Origin of the sequence: Faecalispora sporosphaeroides DSM 1294, from assembly GCA_000383295.1 — a bacterium.
Taxonomy (GTDB): domain Bacteria; phylum Bacillota; class Clostridia; order Oscillospirales; family Acutalibacteraceae; genus Faecalispora; species Faecalispora sporosphaeroides.
Genome location: KB911074.1, coordinates 1 through 18,054, shown reverse-complemented (window position 1 = coordinate 18,054; position 18,054 = coordinate 1). Strand labels below are relative to the sequence as shown.

General features: G+C 51.9%; 19 protein-coding genes and 1 other annotated feature. Of the genes, 9 read left to right on the top strand and 10 right to left on the bottom strand.

What is annotated here, in order from left to right; genetic code table 11:
- Positions 1 to 112: 112 nt before the first annotated feature.
- From argS to G340_RS0113785, 3 genes are read right to left on the bottom strand one after another with little or no spacing between them, the layout of a single operon-like run.
- Positions 113 to 1,807 carry an arginine--tRNA ligase gene (gene argS, locus G340_RS0113795; RefSeq protein ID WP_020074238.1) on the bottom strand — a complete coding sequence of 565 codons (1,695 nt, stop codon included), beginning with the start codon at positions 1,805 to 1,807 and terminating at the stop codon, positions 113 to 115.
- The gene (locus G340_RS0113790) at positions 1,779 to 2,237 is read right to left on the bottom strand and encodes a DUF1934 domain-containing protein (protein WP_020074237.1); all 459 of its coding nucleotides are present in this window, start codon (positions 2,235 to 2,237) and stop codon (positions 1,779 to 1,781) included. The genes argS and G340_RS0113790 overlap by 29 nt, the downstream gene beginning before the upstream one ends.
- Before the next feature lie 49 nt (positions 2,238 to 2,286).
- Complete coding sequence (locus G340_RS0113785) at positions 2,287 to 3,360, bottom strand: D-alanine--D-alanine ligase family protein (protein WP_020074236.1); 1,074 nt, start codon at positions 3,358 to 3,360, stop codon at positions 2,287 to 2,289.
- A gap of 559 nt (positions 3,361 to 3,919) precedes the next feature.
- Here G340_RS0113785 and G340_RS0113775 point away from each other — a divergent pair.
- The 9 genes from G340_RS0113775 to G340_RS0113725 all read left to right on the top strand — a co-directional run bounded on the left by G340_RS0113775 (position 3,920) and on the right by G340_RS0113725 (position 9,332).
- Positions 3,920 to 4,723 (top strand): DUF7674 family protein, encoded by an 804-nt coding sequence (locus tag G340_RS0113775; protein WP_020074234.1) that lies wholly within the window; start codon positions 3,920 to 3,922, stop codon positions 4,721 to 4,723.
- A gap of 200 nt (positions 4,724 to 4,923) precedes the next feature.
- On the top strand, positions 4,924 to 5,073 hold the full coding sequence (gene rpmG / locus G340_RS0113765) for a 50S ribosomal protein L33 (protein ID WP_020074232.1): 150 nt from the start codon (positions 4,924 to 4,926) through the stop codon (positions 5,071 to 5,073).
- 18 nt (positions 5,074 to 5,091) lie between these two features.
- On the top strand, positions 5,092 to 5,319 hold the full coding sequence (gene secE, locus G340_RS0113760) for a preprotein translocase subunit SecE (RefSeq protein WP_020074231.1): 228 nt from the start codon (positions 5,092 to 5,094) through the stop codon (positions 5,317 to 5,319).
- 19 nt (positions 5,320 to 5,338) lie between these two features.
- Positions 5,339 to 5,863, top strand: coding sequence for a transcription termination/antitermination protein NusG (gene nusG / locus G340_RS0113755; protein ID WP_020074230.1), 525 nt, complete (start codon positions 5,339 to 5,341; stop codon positions 5,861 to 5,863).
- A 115-nt stretch (positions 5,864 to 5,978) separates the two neighbouring features.
- Positions 5,979 to 6,404, top strand: coding sequence for a 50S ribosomal protein L11 (gene rplK, locus G340_RS0113750; RefSeq protein WP_009060576.1), 426 nt, complete (start codon positions 5,979 to 5,981; stop codon positions 6,402 to 6,404).
- A gap of 54 nt (positions 6,405 to 6,458) precedes the next feature.
- Positions 6,459 to 7,157, top strand: coding sequence for a 50S ribosomal protein L1 (rplA, locus tag G340_RS0113745; protein WP_020074229.1), 699 nt, complete (start codon positions 6,459 to 6,461; stop codon positions 7,155 to 7,157).
- A 62-nt stretch (positions 7,158 to 7,219) separates the two neighbouring features.
- Positions 7,220 to 7,380, top strand: a sequence feature (ribosomal protein L10 leader region).
- Positions 7,381 to 7,462: 82 nt separating this feature from the next.
- Complete coding sequence (gene rplJ / locus G340_RS0113740; RefSeq protein WP_020074228.1) at positions 7,463 to 7,999, top strand: 50S ribosomal protein L10; 537 nt, start codon at positions 7,463 to 7,465, stop codon at positions 7,997 to 7,999.
- Positions 8,000 to 8,039: 40 nt separating this feature from the next.
- Positions 8,040 to 8,417, top strand: a complete 378-nt coding sequence (gene rplL, locus G340_RS0113735) for a 50S ribosomal protein L7/L12 (protein ID WP_020074227.1) — start codon at positions 8,040 to 8,042, stop codon at positions 8,415 to 8,417.
- Positions 8,418 to 8,687: 270 nt separating this feature from the next.
- Entirely contained in the window at positions 8,688 to 9,332 is a 645-nt protein-coding gene (locus G340_RS0113725) for a hypothetical protein (protein ID WP_020074225.1), read from the top strand.
- Between the two features lie 6 nt (positions 9,333 to 9,338).
- Here the strand turns inward: G340_RS0113725 and G340_RS18275 are convergent, their stop codons facing one another.
- The 7 genes from G340_RS18275 to G340_RS0113690 all read right to left on the bottom strand — a co-directional run bounded on the left by G340_RS18275 (position 9,339) and on the right by G340_RS0113690 (position 17,627).
- Entirely contained in the window at positions 9,339 to 9,665 is a 327-nt protein-coding gene (locus G340_RS18275) for a hypothetical protein (protein ID WP_177309672.1), read from the bottom strand.
- Positions 9,666 to 9,683: 18 nt separating this feature from the next.
- Complete coding sequence (locus G340_RS0113715) at positions 9,684 to 10,535, bottom strand: AraC family transcriptional regulator (protein WP_020074223.1); 852 nt, start codon at positions 10,533 to 10,535, stop codon at positions 9,684 to 9,686.
- Positions 10,536 to 10,758: 223 nt separating this feature from the next.
- Entirely contained in the window at positions 10,759 to 11,067 is a 309-nt protein-coding gene (locus G340_RS16895; protein WP_020074222.1) for a DUF4240 domain-containing protein, read from the bottom strand.
- 14 nt (positions 11,068 to 11,081) lie between these two features.
- Positions 11,082 to 15,227, bottom strand: a complete 4,146-nt coding sequence (locus G340_RS18070) for a DUF4274 domain-containing protein (protein WP_020074221.1) — start codon at positions 15,225 to 15,227, stop codon at positions 11,082 to 11,084.
- Between the two features lie 264 nt (positions 15,228 to 15,491).
- Positions 15,492 to 16,220, bottom strand: a complete 729-nt coding sequence (locus G340_RS0113700; protein ID WP_020074220.1) for a hypothetical protein — start codon at positions 16,218 to 16,220, stop codon at positions 15,492 to 15,494.
- A 39-nt stretch (positions 16,221 to 16,259) separates the two neighbouring features.
- Positions 16,260 to 16,880, bottom strand: a complete 621-nt coding sequence (locus G340_RS0113695; protein WP_020074219.1) for a DUF4304 domain-containing protein — start codon at positions 16,878 to 16,880, stop codon at positions 16,260 to 16,262.
- An 18-nt stretch (positions 16,881 to 16,898) separates the two neighbouring features.
- Entirely contained in the window at positions 16,899 to 17,627 is a 729-nt protein-coding gene (locus G340_RS0113690; RefSeq protein ID WP_020074218.1) for a hypothetical protein, read from the bottom strand.
- Between the last annotated feature and the right edge of the window lie 427 nt (positions 17,628 to 18,054).

Below are 18,054 nucleotides of genomic sequence, written 5' to 3'. Positions count from 1 at the left end.
TCCCCGCCTGCTGATTCGCCTCCTCTGTCTTCCCCAGAGGAACGAATTGCTGTTTGGTCGGGGCGCTTTCCCGTAAAAAATAAATTTAATAAGAAATAACGATTTTTCAGTGTTACATCGATTCGGGCGCCGAAATCTTAAACATGGAAAGCACATTGCGAATCACGGTGGATACCGCCGTGCACAGGGCCAGCCGCGCCGCCGTCAGGCTTTCTTGCTCACCGCGCACACGGCAGGTGTTGTAAAATTTGTGGAACAGCGTCGCCAGTGCGATTACATAGCGGTTGATGCGCGCCGGGTCGTAGTCCTTGGCCGCCTGCACGATCTCGTCGGTGAACGACGACAGATGCCGGATCAGCTCCAGCTCCTCGGGCGCGGTCAGCAAGGCCAGCTCGCCGTCGGTGCAGGCGCGCGGGGCAATGCCGTCGCCCTCCAGATTGCGCAGGATGCTGCAGATTCTGGCGTTGGCGTACTGCACATAGTATACGGGGTTCTGGGAATCCTGCTGCACGGCCAGATCGAGATCGAATTCCATCTGCGAATTCGGCTCGCGCATATTAAAGAGGAAGCGCGCCGCGTCCACAGGCACCTCGTCGAGCAGGTCGGCCAGCTGAATCGCTTTGCCGGTGCGCTTGCTCATGCGCACCACCTGGCCGTCGCGGGTGAGCCTGACGAGCTGCATCAGCACAACGTCGAGCTGATTGCCCGAAAGGCCGATGGCGTCGAGAGCACCCTTCAAACGGGCCACGTGGCCGTGGTGGTCGGCGCCCCATACGTCGATGCACAGGTCATAGCCGCGCTTTTCGATCTTGTTGCGGTGGTACGCGATATCCGCCGCAAAATAGGTGGGGTTTCCGTTCTGGCGGACGAGCACCTCGTCCTTTTCCGCACCGAAATCGGTGGCGCGATACCACAGCGCGCCGTCCTTTTCATAGGTTACGCCGCGCCGGGTCAGCAGGTCGAGCGCTTCCTTAAGCTCGCCGTTGTTGTGCAGCGTGCTTTCCAAAAACCACTGATCGTATTCGATCCGGTATTTTTTGAGATCGTCCTTCATCTTCTGAATGTTGCGGGGCAGCACGTATTCCACCAGCTCACGGCGGCGGGTTTCTTCGTCGCACGGCATCAGCCTGTCGCCGAATGCGTCCGCATAGGCTTTCGCGTTATCCTTAATATCCTCGCCCTGGTAGCCGTCCTCCGGGAATTCCACGGCGTCCTCGCCCAAAAACAGCTGTTGGTAGCGCGCGGAAAGAGAGGAACCGAATTTTTCAATCTGATTGCCGGCGTCGTTGACGTAGAATTCGCGCCATACCTCAAAGCCCGCCCTATCCAGAACAGCGGCAAGGCAGTCGCCGAGCGCGCCGCCGCGGGCGTTGCCCATGTGCATGGGACCGGTGGGGTTGGCGGAAACAAATTCCACCATCACGCGCCGGTGCTTGCCGTAATCGCTGCGGCCATAGTCGCCGCCCAGCGCGATGACGTCCTTCAGCACATCCACATAAAAGCGGGAAGAGAAGAAGAAATTCAAAAAGCCCGGGCCGGCGATTTCAAAGCGGTCGAAATAGGTGCCGTCGAGCACCAGCTGCTTTGTGATCCGCTCGGCGATTTTGCGCGGGGGCAGACGAAACGCGCGGGCTGAGACCAGCGCGGCGTTGGCGGACCAGTCCCCGTGGGCGCGGTCGGCCGGGACTTCGAGCGTAAAGGCGGGCATCGGTTCTGCGGGCAGCTCCCCCGCAGCGACCGCGCGCCCTACGGCGCTCAGAATGGCTTCTCTCAGCTCATCAGTGGCTTGCTGTACTAGTTTCGACATCTTTCTGTTCTGCCTCCTTGACGGTTATCAGAATTTCATTGATGCTGGACAAATCCGCATTGATGTCCAGCGTATAATTCACGGCCAGCTCCCCGCCCTTGTCGTGCAGGCGGGAATCCACTTCGCTGGTGAATACGCCAACCAGCAGCGCGCCAAAGCCGGTGTCGTACTGGCACTGGTGGCGCTTTCCCTTTTCGAGGATCAGCCGGGTGTTTCCGCCGCCGCGCATCAGGGTAACGGTATTGCCGCCGTCTACCTTCAGCACGGAGGTGGTGGCCGCGTTGTTGCGGTCCGGGTCGTATTCCTTATAGACGATAAAGCGGGTATCGCCCTTGGTTACGTAAGAGCCGAGCGTTGTGAGCGTCACTTCGCCCACGTCGTCGTCAATCTTCTGCCGGCCGACGATATTGATCCAATAATTTTCCCTCATGGAACGTCCTCTCCTTCCGGTGTCCTCCGGCAAACCGGAAGCACCGCGGTTAGAAATACACTTTTTCAAACGCCAGCTGAATCAGGCGGTCGAGCAGATCTGGGTAAGAAAGGCCGGAGGCCTCCCAGAGCTTCGGGTACATGCTGATGCTGGTAAAGCCCGGCAGGGTGTTCAGCTCGTTGAGCAAAACGGCGCCGTCGCTCTTCCGAATGAAGAAGTCTACGCGCGCAAGGCCGCTGCAGCCGAGCATGCGATAAGCCCGCATCGCGTTTTCCCGTACCTCTTCGGCGGTTTCCTCCGGAATGTGAGCCGGGATGAACAGCTTTGCCGCGCCGTTTTTATATTTGTCGTCGTAATCGTAGAATTCCGCGCCGGAAGCAATCTCGCCCACAATCGAAGCTTCGGGCCGCGAAAGGCCCAGAACGGCGCACTCGACCTCCTGCCCGTCGATGGCTTCTTCCACAACGACCTTGATGTCCTCGCGGGCCGCGCGCTGAATGGCGGCGTCCAAGTCCTCGGGGCGGGTGACCTTGCTGACCCCGACGGAGGAGCCGGAGTTCGCGGGCTTTACGAATACAGGGTAACCGAGGCGCGCCTCGATCTTCCCCCGAATCTTCTCCGCGCCGGTGAGGTAGTTGTCGGTGAAGAACCACAGGTAATGTGCCTGAGGGATTCCGGCGGTTTCGAGCAGGCTGTTGGTGATCGCCTTATCCATGCATACCGCGGAAACGAGCGACGAGCAGCCGACGAACGGAATGCCCGCCATTTGCAGCAGGCCCTGCAAAGTGCCGTCCTCGCCGTTTTTGCCGTGCAGCACCGGGAACACCACATCCAAGGGAATGGTTTCAAAGCCGGTTTCGGTTTGGGCCAGAATGCCGTGAACCGTGCGGTCGGGCGAAATGAAAGCGGGGCGGTTTGCGGGGTTTTGCTCCCAGCTGCCGTCGGGCAGCTCGGCGGTGTCTCCGGCGAACAGCAGCCATCGGCCTTCTTTGGTAATGCCGACGGGAACGACGTCGTATTTGTCCTGCGGGATATTTTGAATCACAGAGGCCGCCGAAACACGCGAAACCTCATGCTCGGTAGAGCAGCCGCCGAACAGTATGGCGACAGTTGTTTTTGACATGATATTCCCTCCGTATCCTTGCAAAATCGCGTGGCGCTCCGATTCGGCGCGTATGATAATAGGATACGCCGGCGGAAGCGCGGTTCATGCACTGCGGTAAGATACAATATTTCAAATATATATCATAGCACAAGTGGGGTGCGGGCGCAATGCGAAATTCGCGGGCTTCAGGAGCGGATCACTCCAGAGATTCGCCGCTCAGAATTTTGGGAATGCGAGACGCGGCAAAGACCGTATGCAGCGCCGCGCGATCGGCTGCTTTCTTCCCGCTCATTCTATCACGGATGGTCTGCGCCGTCCATCCGTTCGGGTGAAACGGCGTTTGGCGCCAATGTTGAAATTTACAGGCATGCCCTAGTGACAATCTGTGAAAAGTAGTGTATACTAAGCTATGTATTTTCAAAACAGAACCATCCGCGGGCTGCGTCCCGAGGAACGCCAGCATTCCTAAAGAAACCTGACAGGATGCCGGCCTCCCCGCAGAAGGCAGAGAGACAAAACAGGCTTTTAAACACGATATGACGTCTTTGGTTGATTACAATAGCAGGAGTGATGACAGTTGGAACAAAATGCATTTGACCTGATTGCCGAAAAGGTGCGTTCCGTTCTTTTGGAGCAGGGCTTTGAAAGAAAGGAGGACGTGCGGGAGGAACTGGGACAAGCTGCGGTCTACCTCAGTGAAGATGCGGCGTACAGCGTGCTGTATGAGCGCAAAGCAGGGCTGTTTCATCTGCGCACCTGTGGGGTAGCCGACGGCAAGCCGGACAACCAGTGGAAGAAGCTTTCCACATGGGCGTTTGACCCCGAAGCCGACAATGCGGCCTACGCGTCGAGCATTGCGCAGGATTTTGCGGAAACACTGGGCGGCAGCGACCGCAAGGCGCTGGTGCGCCAGCAGAAAAAGAAAAAGAAAAAGGACGAGGACGCGGCGATTGACCCGCAGTTCCTCTTCAACCGACTGGCCGGCATTTTTCCGGAGCTGCGCGGCGAGCTCGCACAGGAAAAGGGAACCTACGGCACGGTGCGCGGCGTCACCTTTACGCGCGAGCATGTGGTGGGCCGCGTAGAGCAGCTTGCCAAAACCTATCCGGACAGCGAGCCCTTTAAGCGCCTGTGCAATGTTCTCAATGATATGTACAAGAACGGCGATATGGATGTTCGCTCAATCATTACCATTGTTCTGCTCAACGGGATCAATGACCGGCAGGCACTCGAAAATCTAAGCAAAAACTTCAGCGAGGATCTTTCCAAGGTGTACGACAAGGCAAAGGGGCTCAAGGGCAAAAAAGTCCGGCCGGAAAAGAAGAAAAAGATGCCGAAGTACAACGGTGAAATGATCCAGACGCTGGAGGATCGCAGGTAAGCGTTAAAACCGGGTGAGCCCTGCCGGCGGCCGGGCGCGCTCCTCTTTCGGCGTGCGAAAAAAAAAACAGTTGACCGCCGGAGGAATCTATGTTACAATGTATAATACCTCAATAAGGGGTTATTTTTTTGCGCCCTTTTAGAGGGAGGCCGTGGTCCTTTACGGATCCAATCATATTCCGTGAAACGGGAGGTGCCGTCATGAGAGTAAAAGTTACATTAGCCTGCACAGAGTGCAAACAGCGCAACTATGACACAATGAAAAACAAGAAGAACGACCCGGACAGGCTTGAGATGAACAAGTACTGCAGATTCTGCAGGAAGCATACTGTTCATAAGGAAACGAAGTAGGTCGGAGGGAGAAAACAGATGGCTGAGAAGAAACCGAACGCTCTCGTCAGATTTGGCCAGGGCGCGGCAAAGTTTTTCCGCGACTGCAAGAACGAACTCAAGAAGATTGTCTGGCCTACCCCGAAGTCGGTGTTTAAAAATACCGGCGTGGTTCTGGCGATGATTCTGATTATCGGCCTGTTCATTTTCGGCCTGGATACCGTTTTTATGAATCTGCTGGGACTGTTTATGAATATTGCGAAGTGAGTATGCGGAGGAAATAACTATGCCGGAAGACGTCAGGTGGTACGTGATTCATACCTATTCCGGGTATGAGAACAAAGTGGCATCCAACCTGGAAAAAACGGTGGAGAATCGTCAGCTTCAGGATTTGATTCAGGAAATCCGCGTTCCGACCGAGGTCGTTACAGAGATCAAGGACGGGAAAAAACGCGAAGTGGAGCGTAAGATTTACCCCAGCTATGTTTTGGTGAAGATGGCCCTGACCGATGAATCCTGGTATGTAGTTCGCAATATCCGCGGCTGTACCGGTTTTGTAGGCCCTACGTCCAAGCCGATCCCGCTTACCGATGAGGAAGTGGCGCGCATGGGCGTAGAGAAGAAAACCGTGGAGGTATCGTATCAGGTGGGCGACTCCGTCCATATTGTGGACGGCCCTCTGGAAGGATTTGTCGGTACAGTCGAAGAAGTGGATCTGGACAAAAACCGTGTTCGTGTTACGGTGTCGATGTTCGGACGTGAGACCCCGGTGGAGCTTGAACTGGATCAGGCGGAGCTGGTGTCTGAGTAAACAATTGGTATAATCAGCGGAATCCCCGCTCATTATGAGGGGCTTTGCCCCTGTGGGAGGGACGGCGCAATCGCTGCTGTTCCGCCATCTACCACGAATTTTGGAGGTGCAACAAATGGCTCAAAAGGTAACGGGCTTTATTAAGCTCCAGATACCCGCTGGCAAGGCGACCCCGGCTCCCCCGGTAGGCCCGGCTCTTGGTCAGCATGGTGTCAACATCATGGCATTTACAAAGGAATTCAATGAGCGCACAAAGAACGACGTTGGTCTGATCATCCCTGTGGTGATTACGGTTTACGCAGACCGTTCTTTCTCGTTCATTACCAAAACTCCGCCCGCCGCGATTCTCATCAAGAAGGCCTGCGGGATCGAGAGTGGTTCGGGCGTTCCGAACAAAACCAAGGTTGCAAAGATTACCCGTGAGCAGGTCAAGAAGATTGCGGAACAGAAGATGCCCGATCTGAATGCTTCCAGCGTAGAGTCTGCCATGAGCATGGTAGCGGGAACCGCTCGCAGCATGGGCATTGAAGTCGTAGATTGATCACCCGGGTGGGAGGAATAATCCGATTTTACCACTCAATAGGGAGGAAAACCAATGAAACACGGTAAGAAATATGTAGACGGCGCCAAACTGATTGACCGCGCAAAGCTGTATGATCCCCAGGAAGCTCTGGAGCTGTGCGTAAAGACCGGCACCGCAAAGTTTGACGAAACAGTCGAAATCCATGTCAAGTTGGGCGTAGACGGCCGTCATGCGGATCAGCAGGTTCGCGGCGCGATCGTTCTGCCGAACGGCACCGGCAAGCAGGTTCGCGTTCTGGCGATCTGCAAGGGAGACAACCAGAAGCTGGCCGAGGAGGCCGGTGCTGAGTTTGTCGGCGCGGAGGACATGGTTCAGAAGATTCAGGCTGAAAACTGGATGGATTTTGACGTGCTGATCACCACACCCGACATGATGGGTCTGGTTGGCCGCCTTGGTAAGATTTTGGGCCCGCGCGGCCTGATGCCGAACCCGAAGGCCGGCACCGTAACCCCCGATATCGCGAAAGCGGTAAAAGAGGCAAAGGCCGGTAAGATTGAGTACCGTCTTGATAAAACCAACATCATTCACTGCCCCATCGGCAAGGTTTCTTTCGGTACCGAAAAGCTGCAGGAGAACTTCTCCGCTCTGCTCGGCGCCATTGTAAAGGCAAAGCCCGCCGCTTCCAAGGGCCAGTATGTGAAATCCTGCGTTGTGGCTTCCACCATGGGCCCCGGCGTCAGAATCAACCCCAGCAAGGTTGGCGGAATGTAATTTTCTGCCGTGCCTGCCGGAACGGTTTTTTCTTGACAAGCTTTCCCCAAAATGATATAATATGTAAAGCTGTTCTTTATCCAAAGACAGCAGGTGCGTATGCTTAATGAAACCGTGCTTCGGTTTCGGCCTGCCGAGGAAAGAGCCGTTCACTTTATTTGTCTGCTGATTAGTCAAGTGACGCCTTTCCTGCGCCTGCAGGAAAGGCTTTTTTGTTTGTGCTAGAAAGTGCTGCCAAAGCAGCATTGCCTTATCATTCAGATACAATACGCACGATTCCTTTGGATCGATGGAGGTGAATACATTTGCCAAGTGAGAAGATTTTAGCGGAAAAGCAGCAGTATGTTGCTGAACTGAAGGAAAGCCTCGAGTCCGCTTGCGTCGGTGTGATCGTCAGCTATAAGGGCATCACAGTGGCGGAGGACACCAAGCTCAGAAAAGATTTGCGCGAGGCCGGCGATACCTACCGCGTGGTAAAGAACACCCTGCTCTCCCGTGCGCTGAAAGACGCAGGGATTGAGGGCCTGGATCATGTACTGGAAGGCACCACCGCAATTGCTTACAGCAGCGACAACTATGTATCCGGTGCAAAGATTCTGTCTGCGTTTGCAGAGAAGAACAAGACTTTTGAGATCAAAGCGGGTTTTGTTGACGGCGCCGCCGTTGATGCTGCTGCGGTCAAGGAGCTGGCGGAGCTGCCCTCGAAAGAGGTTCTGGTTGCGAAGGCTCTGGGCGGCTTGAATGCGCCCATCACCGGTTTTGTCACTGTGCTGAACGGAACCCTGAAAGGCCTCGTCGTCGCGCTCAACGCGATCGCCGAGAAGCAGGCTGCAAACGCCTGATTTTGAAAAATTATTTAAATTTTGATTTGGAGGTTTCATCATGTCTGATAAAGTTGTTAAGTTGATTGAAGATGTTAAGGCTCTGACCGTTCTTGAGCTGTCCGAGCTCGTTAAGGCTCTGGAAGAGGAGTTCGGCGTTTCCGCTGCGGCTCCGGTTGCTGTTGCCGCTGCTCCCGCTGCTGCCGCTGCTCCTGCTGCAGAAGAGAAGACCGAGTTTGACGTTGTGCTGAAGGCTGCCGGCGCCAACAAGATTCAGGTTATCAAGGTTGTTCGCGAGATCACCGGCCTGGGCCTGAAAGAAGCGAAGGAAGTTGTAGACAACGCTCCCAAGGCTGTCAAGGAAGGCGCTTCCAAGGACGACGCCGAGGCTATTAGAGCGAAGCTCGCCGAGGCTGGCGCGGAAGTCGAAGTGAAATAAGTTTTTTCACAATCAAAAGGGTGCCGTGGATTTCCGCGGCACCCTTTTTTCTGATATGCGGCGATTATCCGCTTCGCGTCGGCCAGGAAAAGTTTTACAAAATGGTTGACAATAACGGGACGGCCTGATAGGGTAAGGGGAGAAACTTCGTCGGTGCTTTCAGGATGGTCTCTGTTTTAAAACTGCCGGAGTGTGGAGAATACAGCACCAAAAAATGATTGCAAAGGGAGTGACGCCATGTCGGCCAGGTATATGAAGAGATCAACAAGAGTGAGTGGTCTTTGGATTTTAATCTGCGTCGTGCTGGCTCTGGCCGTGGGGACGGTCGCATACTTTTGGGTGACGCAGGGGCGTTTTCCGCTGGCCCCGGGGGCATCTCAGGCGGGGAGCGAACCGGCTGACTCTCAGGAGGGAGCCGCCGCGGGGATTTCTTTTGCTCCGGAGTCGTCTGCCGCCGCAAGTTCGGTGAGCGCGTCTTCCACAGTGATGAACGCGCTGGTTTACACCAATGACGAATATGGCTTTACCTTTGCTCTTCCACAGGATTTTGAGGGATACACCATCCTGAAGGGGGAGTGGGAGGGTACCGACATCCAAAATACCGGCAGTAAGGCGCGGGTGTTTCAGGGCCCGCAGATTACCATCCGCGATCCGCGGTGGACCAGCGAGGTTCCGCGGCAGGATATTCCGATCATGATTTTAACGGCGGAGCAGTGGAACCAGCTTCAGAACGGAGAATTCTCCATCGGAGCGGCGCCGGTCAATCCCACCGAGCTGGGCCAGAACTCCAAATATGTTTTTGCGTTGCCCGCCCGGTACAACTATGCTTTCCCTGAGGGCTACGAAGAAGTGCAGAACATTCTGGATGCCAGCCCTCTTGCCGCCTTTGAGCCGTCTTTGATGAAACAGTCTTGATTCCATTCACAAATCCGGTAAAAGGGACTGGTTTTTATGAACGATTTGAAACGGGAGCACCTTTTTGTAAACCATGCGGGAGATCTGCTGCTGAAATTGAAGGAAAAATCTCTCTCCGCCGTTTTTAACGCGACTGTTGTTGCGGGTAATATTGCCAGCGAACAAATATTGCTGCATTTTCATTGAGAAAGATGGATTTGAATGCGAGGGGATCAAGCGAACCCGCGCGAGAGGATAAGCTGTAAGGAGAAAGCGCAGAAGAGCTGCTTTCTGCACCATGCAAACAGAGAGGCCAACCTCGAACGGGTTGGCCTCTCTATTTTGTCTCAGCAACGGAAGCGACACTGTTCTTTATTTTTTCACAACGGGAATCCATACCTCATACTGAGCGTTCTGCGGATCGGGGTTGAAATACACTTCAATGTCCGGCCCGTTGTCATACTCATATCCCGAGGTAGGGAGCCACTCCGTCATAATTCGCTGTTCAAGCTCCTGGATCGCCTGCGGGCATTGCCCTGCGCCGGAAAAGATCGCCCAGGTAAACGACGGTACGGTGTATTCCTCCAGTGTGTCGCCGGCAGCCTGCGTGCTTGCGACCGCAATCCAATATCTCCACTCGTCTGTGCAGCCGCATACGCTGATCCCCAGGATGCCTTTTGGCTCGCTGTCCATCATAGATGCCAGGCGTTGTACTGTGCCGTCTGTGGCGGCTTTTTGCCACATCTGCGGTACGATCTCAAAGTTTTTCTCAATTTCACTGTACAGCGGCTGTGAGACCCCTACAATGCGGAACGCCTCTTTTTGTTCAATTCGGTAGTTCATTTCTTCCACTCCTTTGATCGTGATGGTAAAGCTGATCGGAGGGAATGACTTGATCTCTGCGCCCCGCTCCCGGATCAGGGAAGGGGCGATTCCATGAACGCTCTGAAAAGCCCGGTTGAACGCGGTGGGGGAAGTATAGCCGTATTTCATCGCGATGTCTATGATTTTTGCTTCCTTGTCCTGCAGATCGACCGCTGCCAGCGACATTCGTCTTCTGCGGATGTATTCGGATAGCGGAACCTCCGCCATGTAGGCGAACATCCTCTGAAAGTGATACGGCGAGCAGCAGGCGATTTGGGCGAGCTGCTCATAATCGATTTCCTCTGTCAAATGCTCTTCCATATAACGGATGGTCTTGTTTAACCGGTTGATCCATTCCATGTCATTCTCTCTCCTTGTCCTAAAGTATAATGAGAATTCGGTGTGCCGTCCTCTCTTTTCCTGCACGAATCGGCGAGGAGGAAGAAAAAACCAGTTAAAGCTGGGCTTCATAAGGAAGTTGCAGAAAGCAAGCAAATCATACCGATCAGACAAATCCGGTTGAGAGTTTATAATCCCAAAATCCCCAAGCATTATAAAAAGTGCTCGGGGATTTTCTTTTTCATCAATCCTTCCAAAGCTCCCTATTGCTGCCGGTTTCGAAGCTTGGCTCTGGAAAATCTGGATACTGACTGGGATCCTTTTTATGCTTTCTTGCCCATGCTTTCGCAGGAACATACAGCAAAGATTCAAACGCCATATTCTTACGAAGTTTCTTCTTTTTATTCAATACTGCATTATAATAAGCTCTGCCATTGATTAACGTAACACATCTGCAATAAAGAAAATCATCTGCCGAAAAATATTCCGATTCATAAAAATTCTTGCATTTGGCGTTACTGCCTTTAAAGTGGTATCGCATATCTCTATGCATAAAATTCCTGCCTGTTATAAATCTTCCAGAAACACTGCAGGAACACCTGCCTTACGCAAACGGAAACATTGAACCTTAGAAAGGGGAATTGCAAACGAATGTACTTTTCCAGGAAAGAGGGTTTCTGTGTCCTGAAAATGGTGCTCTGAAATTTTCGTGTACAGGTCTTTCATAAATACCATCCATTGCTCGGAGCCGGTCGGCTCCCGGCCCAAAAACCGATGCAAATAACCGTAGCCGTCCGCAAGATAGAAAATCTTCAGCGCAAGCGCAAGGTCACAGCCGGAATCATCCAGCAACGACTGGGGAAAGGCAAAGCCATCGTCCCAGTTGTAGCGCTCCAGCCGGCGGCTGTACTCCCGGTACTCCTCCTCGTCGGACAACAGACGCGAACCTTTTCCCTGTTTCTCCGCCAGTATCTTCCACCGCGGCTTGTGCCCGAACCGTCGTCCCAGCGCTTCCCTCGCATCACCGCTGCCCCAATCGGCAGCAGTGCAATAGAGAGCATAGGCCTTTTCCATATCTTGTTCAACGCCGCAGCCCTTTTCGTAGAAAAATGCAAGCTTGTATAGTCCGTATGGACTGCCGTGATTGGAGGCTTTGCGGTACCACTCTGCGGCCGCCGCAGCGTCCTTAGGCACGCCCTGCCCTCTTTCATAAAACTCGCCCAGACGGCACATCGCCTCTAAATCACCGAATTCGGCGGATTTTTGATACCAGTGTGCAGCCAAGGTGAAATCGCGTTTTACACCTTGGCCCAGCCAATAAGATTTTGCCATCAAAGCAATTGCTGACGAGTTGCCTTGTTCGGCCAGTTCCAAGCAAATGGGGAATGCACGGCGATAAAGCTCCTGTGATTTGCTTTTGCTGCTTTTCACTCCATCCCCAAATGCATAACAAAAGGCCAGATTCCGAAGCCCATCTAAGTAATTCTGTTCGGCGGATTTTTCAAACCACTGTACCGCCGTTTGTAGACTGTCAGGCTCCCTGCCTGTTTCGTAATGCAGACGGCCCAGCCGGTACTGTGCTTCCGCATCTCCCTGCTCCGCCGCCTTTTGCAGCCACACAGCGGCTTGCCGGTTTTCCTGCTCCTCTTCTTCGCCTTGCGCATCGCTGTGGAAAAGAGAAATTCCCAGCTTCAGCTGTGCAAAGGCGTTCCCGCTTTCCGCCAGACGAAGCATTGCTTTTCTGGCTTGCGCATCGTTGCCGGCAAGACTGTAAAACTCGCAGGCCCGGCGCACATCCCGCTCCACGCCATACCCGTTTTCATAACAGTTGCCCAACAGATAGTAAACCTTGGGTTCCTTCTTTTCAACAGCCTTCTCCAGCCACAAAACCGCTTGCGCATAATCCTGTTCTTCCAGATAGGCCTCTCCCAGCGCACACATGGAAAGTCCGTAGCCCTGCTCCGCCGAATGCCGGTACAGCTCCATCGCCCTGCGCCGGTCTTTTTTCACACTTCTTCCGTACCAGTAAAGGCTTGCCAGCTCGTATTGCGCCAGACGGTGTCCCTGCTTCGCCGCTTGTTCCAAGCAGCTTACTGCATAGCGCACCTCTTCATCTTCACCGTTGCAAAACAGCATGCCAAGACCGTACTGGCATGCGGCGTCGCCCCTGTCCGCCCCAGTGCGGTAAGCCGCAACGGCTTTGGCTTTGTCCTGCGCGGTGCCAATCCCATGCTGATGGCATACGCCCAGCATATACTGTGCGCCCAGATGCCCTTTGCCCGCCGCTTTTTTGTAAAGCGAGAAAGCCTGCCCGGGGTCTTTTTTCACACCGTAGCCGAACCGGTGGCATTCCCCGAGAAAATACTCCGCGCGGGAGTTGCTCTGTTCCGCCGCCGCCGAAAACCAACGAACCGCCTCTTCATTGTTTTCCGGAACGCCGATGCCATGATAATAGAAAAAGCCCAAATTAAACTGCGCCGGGGCATGTTCCTGTTCTGCGGCAAGCCGATACCACCCCGCCGCGGTTTCCTTATCCTCCTCCACGCCAATGCCCATCTCATAGCAAAGGCCAAGGGCGGTCTGCGCGGCAGCGCTGCCCTGATCGGCGGCGCTGCGATACAACTCTACCGCTTTTTCGGGGTCCTGCTCCACACCAAGGCCTTGCTCATAGCATTGCCCGAGAAAATACTGGGCGCGGGCATGCTTCTGCTCTGCCGCCATGGCAAACCAGCGCGCTGCCTCTCGAACATCCCGTTCAAGGTCGAGGGCCTGATAGTAAATCTCAGCCTGAAAATAAAGTTCACCCAAAGCGCATTGTGCGGGAGCGTAATTCTGTCGTACCGCAAGCAGATACTGCTGACGCGCTTTTTCCCCGTCCGCTTTTGTGCCTCTACCCGTTTCATAGCAAAAGCCAAGCGCGGTTTGCGCGGCGGCGTCGCCCTTTTCTGCCGCAAGCTGATATTGCTCCACAGCTTTTGTTAAGCTTCGTTTGATACCATAGCCGTATTCATAGCATTGTCCCAAAAAATACTGCGCGCGGGGGTACCCTTGTTCCGCAGACTTTTTAAACCACTTCACCGCCTGCTTGTTGTTTTCCTCCACGGCAATTCCGTGGTAGTGAAAAAAGCCCAAATTGCACTGTGCCGGCGCATAGCCTTGTTCGGCCGCCTGCTGATAAAGTTCCATTGCACGCGCCTTGTCTTCAGTAACACCCTGCCCGGATTCATAACAGTATCCCAGTGCCGTAACCGCACGTAGCTCGTTCTGATCGGCGGCAAGCCGGTAAAAGTGCCCCGCCTGTTCAAAATCCCGCTTCACGCCGCAACCATTTTCATAGCACTGCCCCAGCTGAAACCGCGCGGGCGCATAGCCTTGTTCTGCAGATTTAGAAAACCATCGAAACGCTTCTTCGTTGTTTTCCTCCACAGCGATACCATGATAATAGAAAAAGCCCAGCCTGCATTGTGCGGCAGGCTGACCGTGTTCGGCGGCAGAACGGTAGCATTCGCAAGCTTTTTCCGTATCCTGTTCCACGCCGTTGCCAAGCTCGTGGCAAACGCCTAACGCATACTGCGCATCGGGGTAGGAATGCTGGGCGGCTTTTGCATAACAGTCAACCGCTTTGTTTGTATTTTTCTCTACACCAAAGCCATTTTCATAGCATGCACCCATCAGAAACAGTGCGCGAACGTTGCCCTGTTCCGCCGCCGCTGAAAACCAGCGCACGGCCTCCTCGTTGTTTTCCTCTACGCCAATCCCCCGATAATATAAGTAGCCCAGATTACACTGGGCGGGAGAATAGCCTTGCCCGGCGGACAGCCAGTACAGCTCACGCGCTTTGTTGAAATCCTTTTCCACACTGTAGCCGAATTCAAAGCACTCGCCTAAAAGGCACTGCGCGGAAGCCTCCTCCTGCTCCGCGCCGCGGGAAAACCAGTGGAATGCCTCCGCATCGCTTTGTTCGATTCCGTCTCCTCGCAGGTACAATAAGCCAAGCCTACTTTGCGCCGGAGCATAATCGTTCGTAGCGGCGCTTCGATAAAGCGTGATTGCTTTTTCTATATCCTGTTCCACTCCGTAACCATTCTCATAGCATTCACCCAATAAAAATTGAGCACGGGGATATCCTTGATTCGCCGCTTTTGCAAACCAATTGAACGCTTGGGTATCGTTTTCTTCTACAACGATACCATGATAATAGAAAAAGCCTAAGTTGCACTGAGCAGGAGCATAGCTTTGTTCTGCAGATAAGCGGTAGAACTGCTTGGCCTGTTGCTTATCCACCTCTACACCTTTGCCCAATTCCAGAAACCAACCGCAGGCACATTGAGCCGGCGGAAATTCCTGTTGAGCCGCTTCACGGTACCACTCCAACGCTTTTTCATCGTCCTGCTCTACTCCAAAACCGTTTTCATAGCAGACTCCGAGATGGTATTGCGCAATCACATGCCCCATATTGGCAGCACAGGAAAACCAATGGGCAGCTCTTTCATAATTTTGATTTGTACCGTCACCGGTATAATAGCACAAAGCCAGTTCATGCTGCGCCTGCAAATCATTGCCTTCCGCGCGCTCTGTTAGTGCCTGAAAATTCTCCTGCCGCTGTCTTACAGAGGCTGCGGCACTGGCTATCAGTTGAGGATTCAGAAAAAACACTGAGGAACTGTTTTCAGGATCCTCGCTGCCCGGGGAAAGAATTCGATTATTTTTCATATGAAAACTCCTTATACAAATTGATTATGTCTGAGCTTATCAAAGAACTGGTAGTCCGTTGAAAATCCTGCAAGTCAAGGCGGCAAGCGACGCAAATAAAGGAGCATACGTTTGGTATGTGACTGAAATTTGCAAGCGCAGCCAACGCAGAAAGTAAAATGGAGGTGCCATTTTGCGGTTGTACGACTTTTTCGACGGTCTGTATGTCCTATTCTTTATGATATATATTTTGTATGGCAGGGTTCGAAATACTGCCAACAACAATTACTGGTCAGCAGAATCTCGTTTCAATGGAATAATTGCACCAACACACTGTTTTTGAAGCATCTCGAACACCTTGTCCCGAATCGTTTCATCAAAGAAGCCCATGCCATTGTCCCCATCTTGTTTGGAGTTCTTGTAGTAAAAGATGATGGTATGCAGGTGAAAGCTGTGATAGGTGTTTGTTTTTGCTCCATGTGTAACCGCTGTTTTACGCTCCTTTTCGGCACGGATTTCTGCAACATCCGAAAGGCGCACTAAAATGACCAGAGGGTAGCCGCCCCACAGGCAGGTATAGCCGTTGGAAAGAAGAAATCTTGCTGGTGTCTTCTTGGAGTTTGGGCCGATGACCTGATAATCCAACACGCGGTTAGGATTTTTCTGCGCCTCCAGCATTTCACGCCCAAGCTGTTCCTGCTCGGTTTCGCTCATCTGCAGCAGCTTAACGGCACGATTGATATTTCGACGCATTCTTTGCGGACTGAGTCCCGGCAGCAAGCAAAGCAGAAACACGAGACACAGCGCACCACCCATCAGTACCCCCGCAAACGCAGAGCCTGCAATATCTTCGGCAGAGCCATCATTTACCGCCGTTGCCCCGGCAGCAATGGCAGCCAGAAGAACGATAACTGCGGGTAATATAAAATATATGTTTTTTCTCAATACTTGCTTTCGATATACTTTCATCCATGCTGCCCCGGAATCAAGCCATTCTTTGTAATATGTATTCATGATTGTCCCCTTTTCACTTTACCAAATAAACGCAAAGATTCATTTGTTGCATACGTCCGATTTAGCCAGAACATATGTATCAACTTTTTTAAATTCTAAACCATCAATTGTAATTTGCAAATATTTCTCTAAGTATTTTTGAATATCTAAGTGACGGCTTTTATAGCTACAAAACCACTGAATCAAAGCAAAATATTTTTCCTTGGCAAGTGGCGACACGTTGAGTTGGCTGGATATTTGGTGGCATTCCACATTTATATATTTTTCATAAGAACTCCAGCTTAAAAGCCATGCTTGCACTTTAGTTTGCAGCAATTCAACAACTATTTTTTTTACAGCACCATTTTCAAGCGGCAACCCTGGCAAATTGAAACTACGACATACATCCAATTCACTTTCGCTCATAAATTTATCAATTCTGCATCGAATAGCACAAGATGATTCGGGGGGATTTTCATGAAGGATAAGCTGATCACTAATTAAATTAGGGCAACCAATAGGATGCAACGCAATATTAACAAAGTAGTAATTACCATGCGCGCCACTTTGAAAATTTATTAAATGATAAAAGCCATTATAGTTACGATAGAAACTTTTTCTCTTTTTTAAATAGCCTAATACTTTTAGTGAAGCGTGAACTTCTGTTAAAAGTTTCTTCAAATACATCTCTCCATACATCTATATTTTTAATAGCTTATTTGCAACCCTTATTTCGTTGCAGTACGCCTCGAAGATTTCATCTGCTTCGAAATCCGTAAGCTTTTTATTCGTGACTTCCTCAAGCAGCGCCTTCACGCCCTTGGGCAAGCTCCAGTTTTCCATTTCGTCAAAAATCAAAGCCATTCGCTTCATACCACGGCTGGAATGCACATTAAAAATAAAATTAAAATAGGGGTTTCTGCCGCTGGATCCCCAATAGCTTTTTGCCTTCTGATGAAAGATAAGACCATTCTCATGATAGATTGTAATAAATTGATCCAATGAATTGATTTTGTTGAATTCCGGGATGATTCCATTGACAATGGCCAGCCTTAGCCTTTCAAATTCCGGCAGAAATTTTTCAATGTAGTTTTTTCTCAAGCGGTTAGAATCCTCACAGGTCCAGTCATCCAGAAAGACCCACTTGTAGCCGCTGTATGGATTTGGAAAATCGCAGGACGGATAAATTGCATCTGTACCAAAATTGACAATAGGTCTTGCGTCAAAGATAGGACGATAAGAAGCCCACGGACGCAAGCGGCCTTTTTCCACCTTAAAATAAAACTGCTGCAATAAGCCGTCTTTTTCCCGTATATACGTTGTGGGCTTGCTTAATACAAATCCCTGCTCATACAAGGCTGGTCGTAAATTCTTGCGAATCTGTTCTTTTACTTCTTTTTTAAAGTCAAATGTGTCCTTTTCCGGCATACGAACCTCCAATCATACTGCATAAATTTGTTTGAGAGACTATTTATTCTACGTTTAAATCATATTCGCTTGGTGATTTAATATCAATGGTACAAAACCGATTACCAAAATTCTTTCGCCTCCTACAATAGTAATAACGGACCAGGCACGGCAGCCAGCCGTGTCTGTTTCGTTTTTGTTGCCAAGGCTGTACAATGAGAGAAGTTCGGCCTGACCACTTTCACCGAGGACTAACCACGTCCGTAAGGGAGTCTGTCAGCCGTCCTCTCATTGACAGCCGTTCGATTGGAGCAGGTCGTCCCGCCCGATAATGGGTGTGTTCGCGTAACCAAGGAGATTGAATCGGCAATGAAAGAACGGCGAAACCGAGTACAAAGCAATCATCAGGAGGTCTTTCATGAACACAGCCGTTGGAATTGATGTTGCT

Excerpts from the sequence above, each read along its gene's own strand:
- secE (WP_020074231.1), top strand. The coding sequence starts at position 5,092 with ATGGCTGAGAAGAAACCGAACGCTCTCGTCAGATTTGGCCAGGGCGCG.
- G340_RS0113700 (WP_020074220.1), bottom strand. The coding sequence starts at position 16,220 with ATGAATACATATTACAAAGAATGGCTTGATTCCGGGGCAGCATGGATG.
- rplA (WP_020074229.1), top strand. The coding sequence starts at position 6,459 with ATGAAACACGGTAAGAAATATGTAGACGGCGCCAAACTGATTGACCGC.
- G340_RS0113690 (WP_020074218.1), bottom strand. The coding sequence starts at position 17,627 with ATGCCGGAAAAGGACACATTTGACTTTAAAAAAGAAGTAAAAGAACAG.
- rplL (WP_020074227.1), top strand. The coding sequence starts at position 8,040 with ATGTCTGATAAAGTTGTTAAGTTGATTGAAGATGTTAAGGCTCTGACC.
- G340_RS0113785 (WP_020074236.1), bottom strand. The coding sequence starts at position 3,360 with ATGTCAAAAACAACTGTCGCCATACTGTTCGGCGGCTGCTCTACCGAG.
- G340_RS0113790 (WP_020074237.1), bottom strand. The coding sequence starts at position 2,237 with ATGAGGGAAAATTATTGGATCAATATCGTCGGCCGGCAGAAGATTGAC.
- G340_RS0113715 (WP_020074223.1), bottom strand. The coding sequence starts at position 10,535 with ATGGAATGGATCAACCGGTTAAACAAGACCATCCGTTATATGGAAGAG.
- argS (WP_020074238.1), bottom strand. The coding sequence starts at position 1,807 with ATGTCGAAACTAGTACAGCAAGCCACTGATGAGCTGAGAGAAGCCATT.
- rplK (WP_009060576.1), top strand. The coding sequence starts at position 5,979 with ATGGCTCAAAAGGTAACGGGCTTTATTAAGCTCCAGATACCCGCTGGC.
- G340_RS18070 (WP_020074221.1), bottom strand. The coding sequence starts at position 15,227 with ATGAAAAATAATCGAATTCTTTCCCCGGGCAGCGAGGATCCTGAAAAC.
- rpmG (WP_020074232.1), top strand. The coding sequence starts at position 4,924 with ATGAGAGTAAAAGTTACATTAGCCTGCACAGAGTGCAAACAGCGCAAC.
- G340_RS16895 (WP_020074222.1), bottom strand. The coding sequence starts at position 11,067 with ATGCATAGAGATATGCGATACCACTTTAAAGGCAGTAACGCCAAATGC.
- nusG (WP_020074230.1), top strand. The coding sequence starts at position 5,339 with ATGCCGGAAGACGTCAGGTGGTACGTGATTCATACCTATTCCGGGTAT.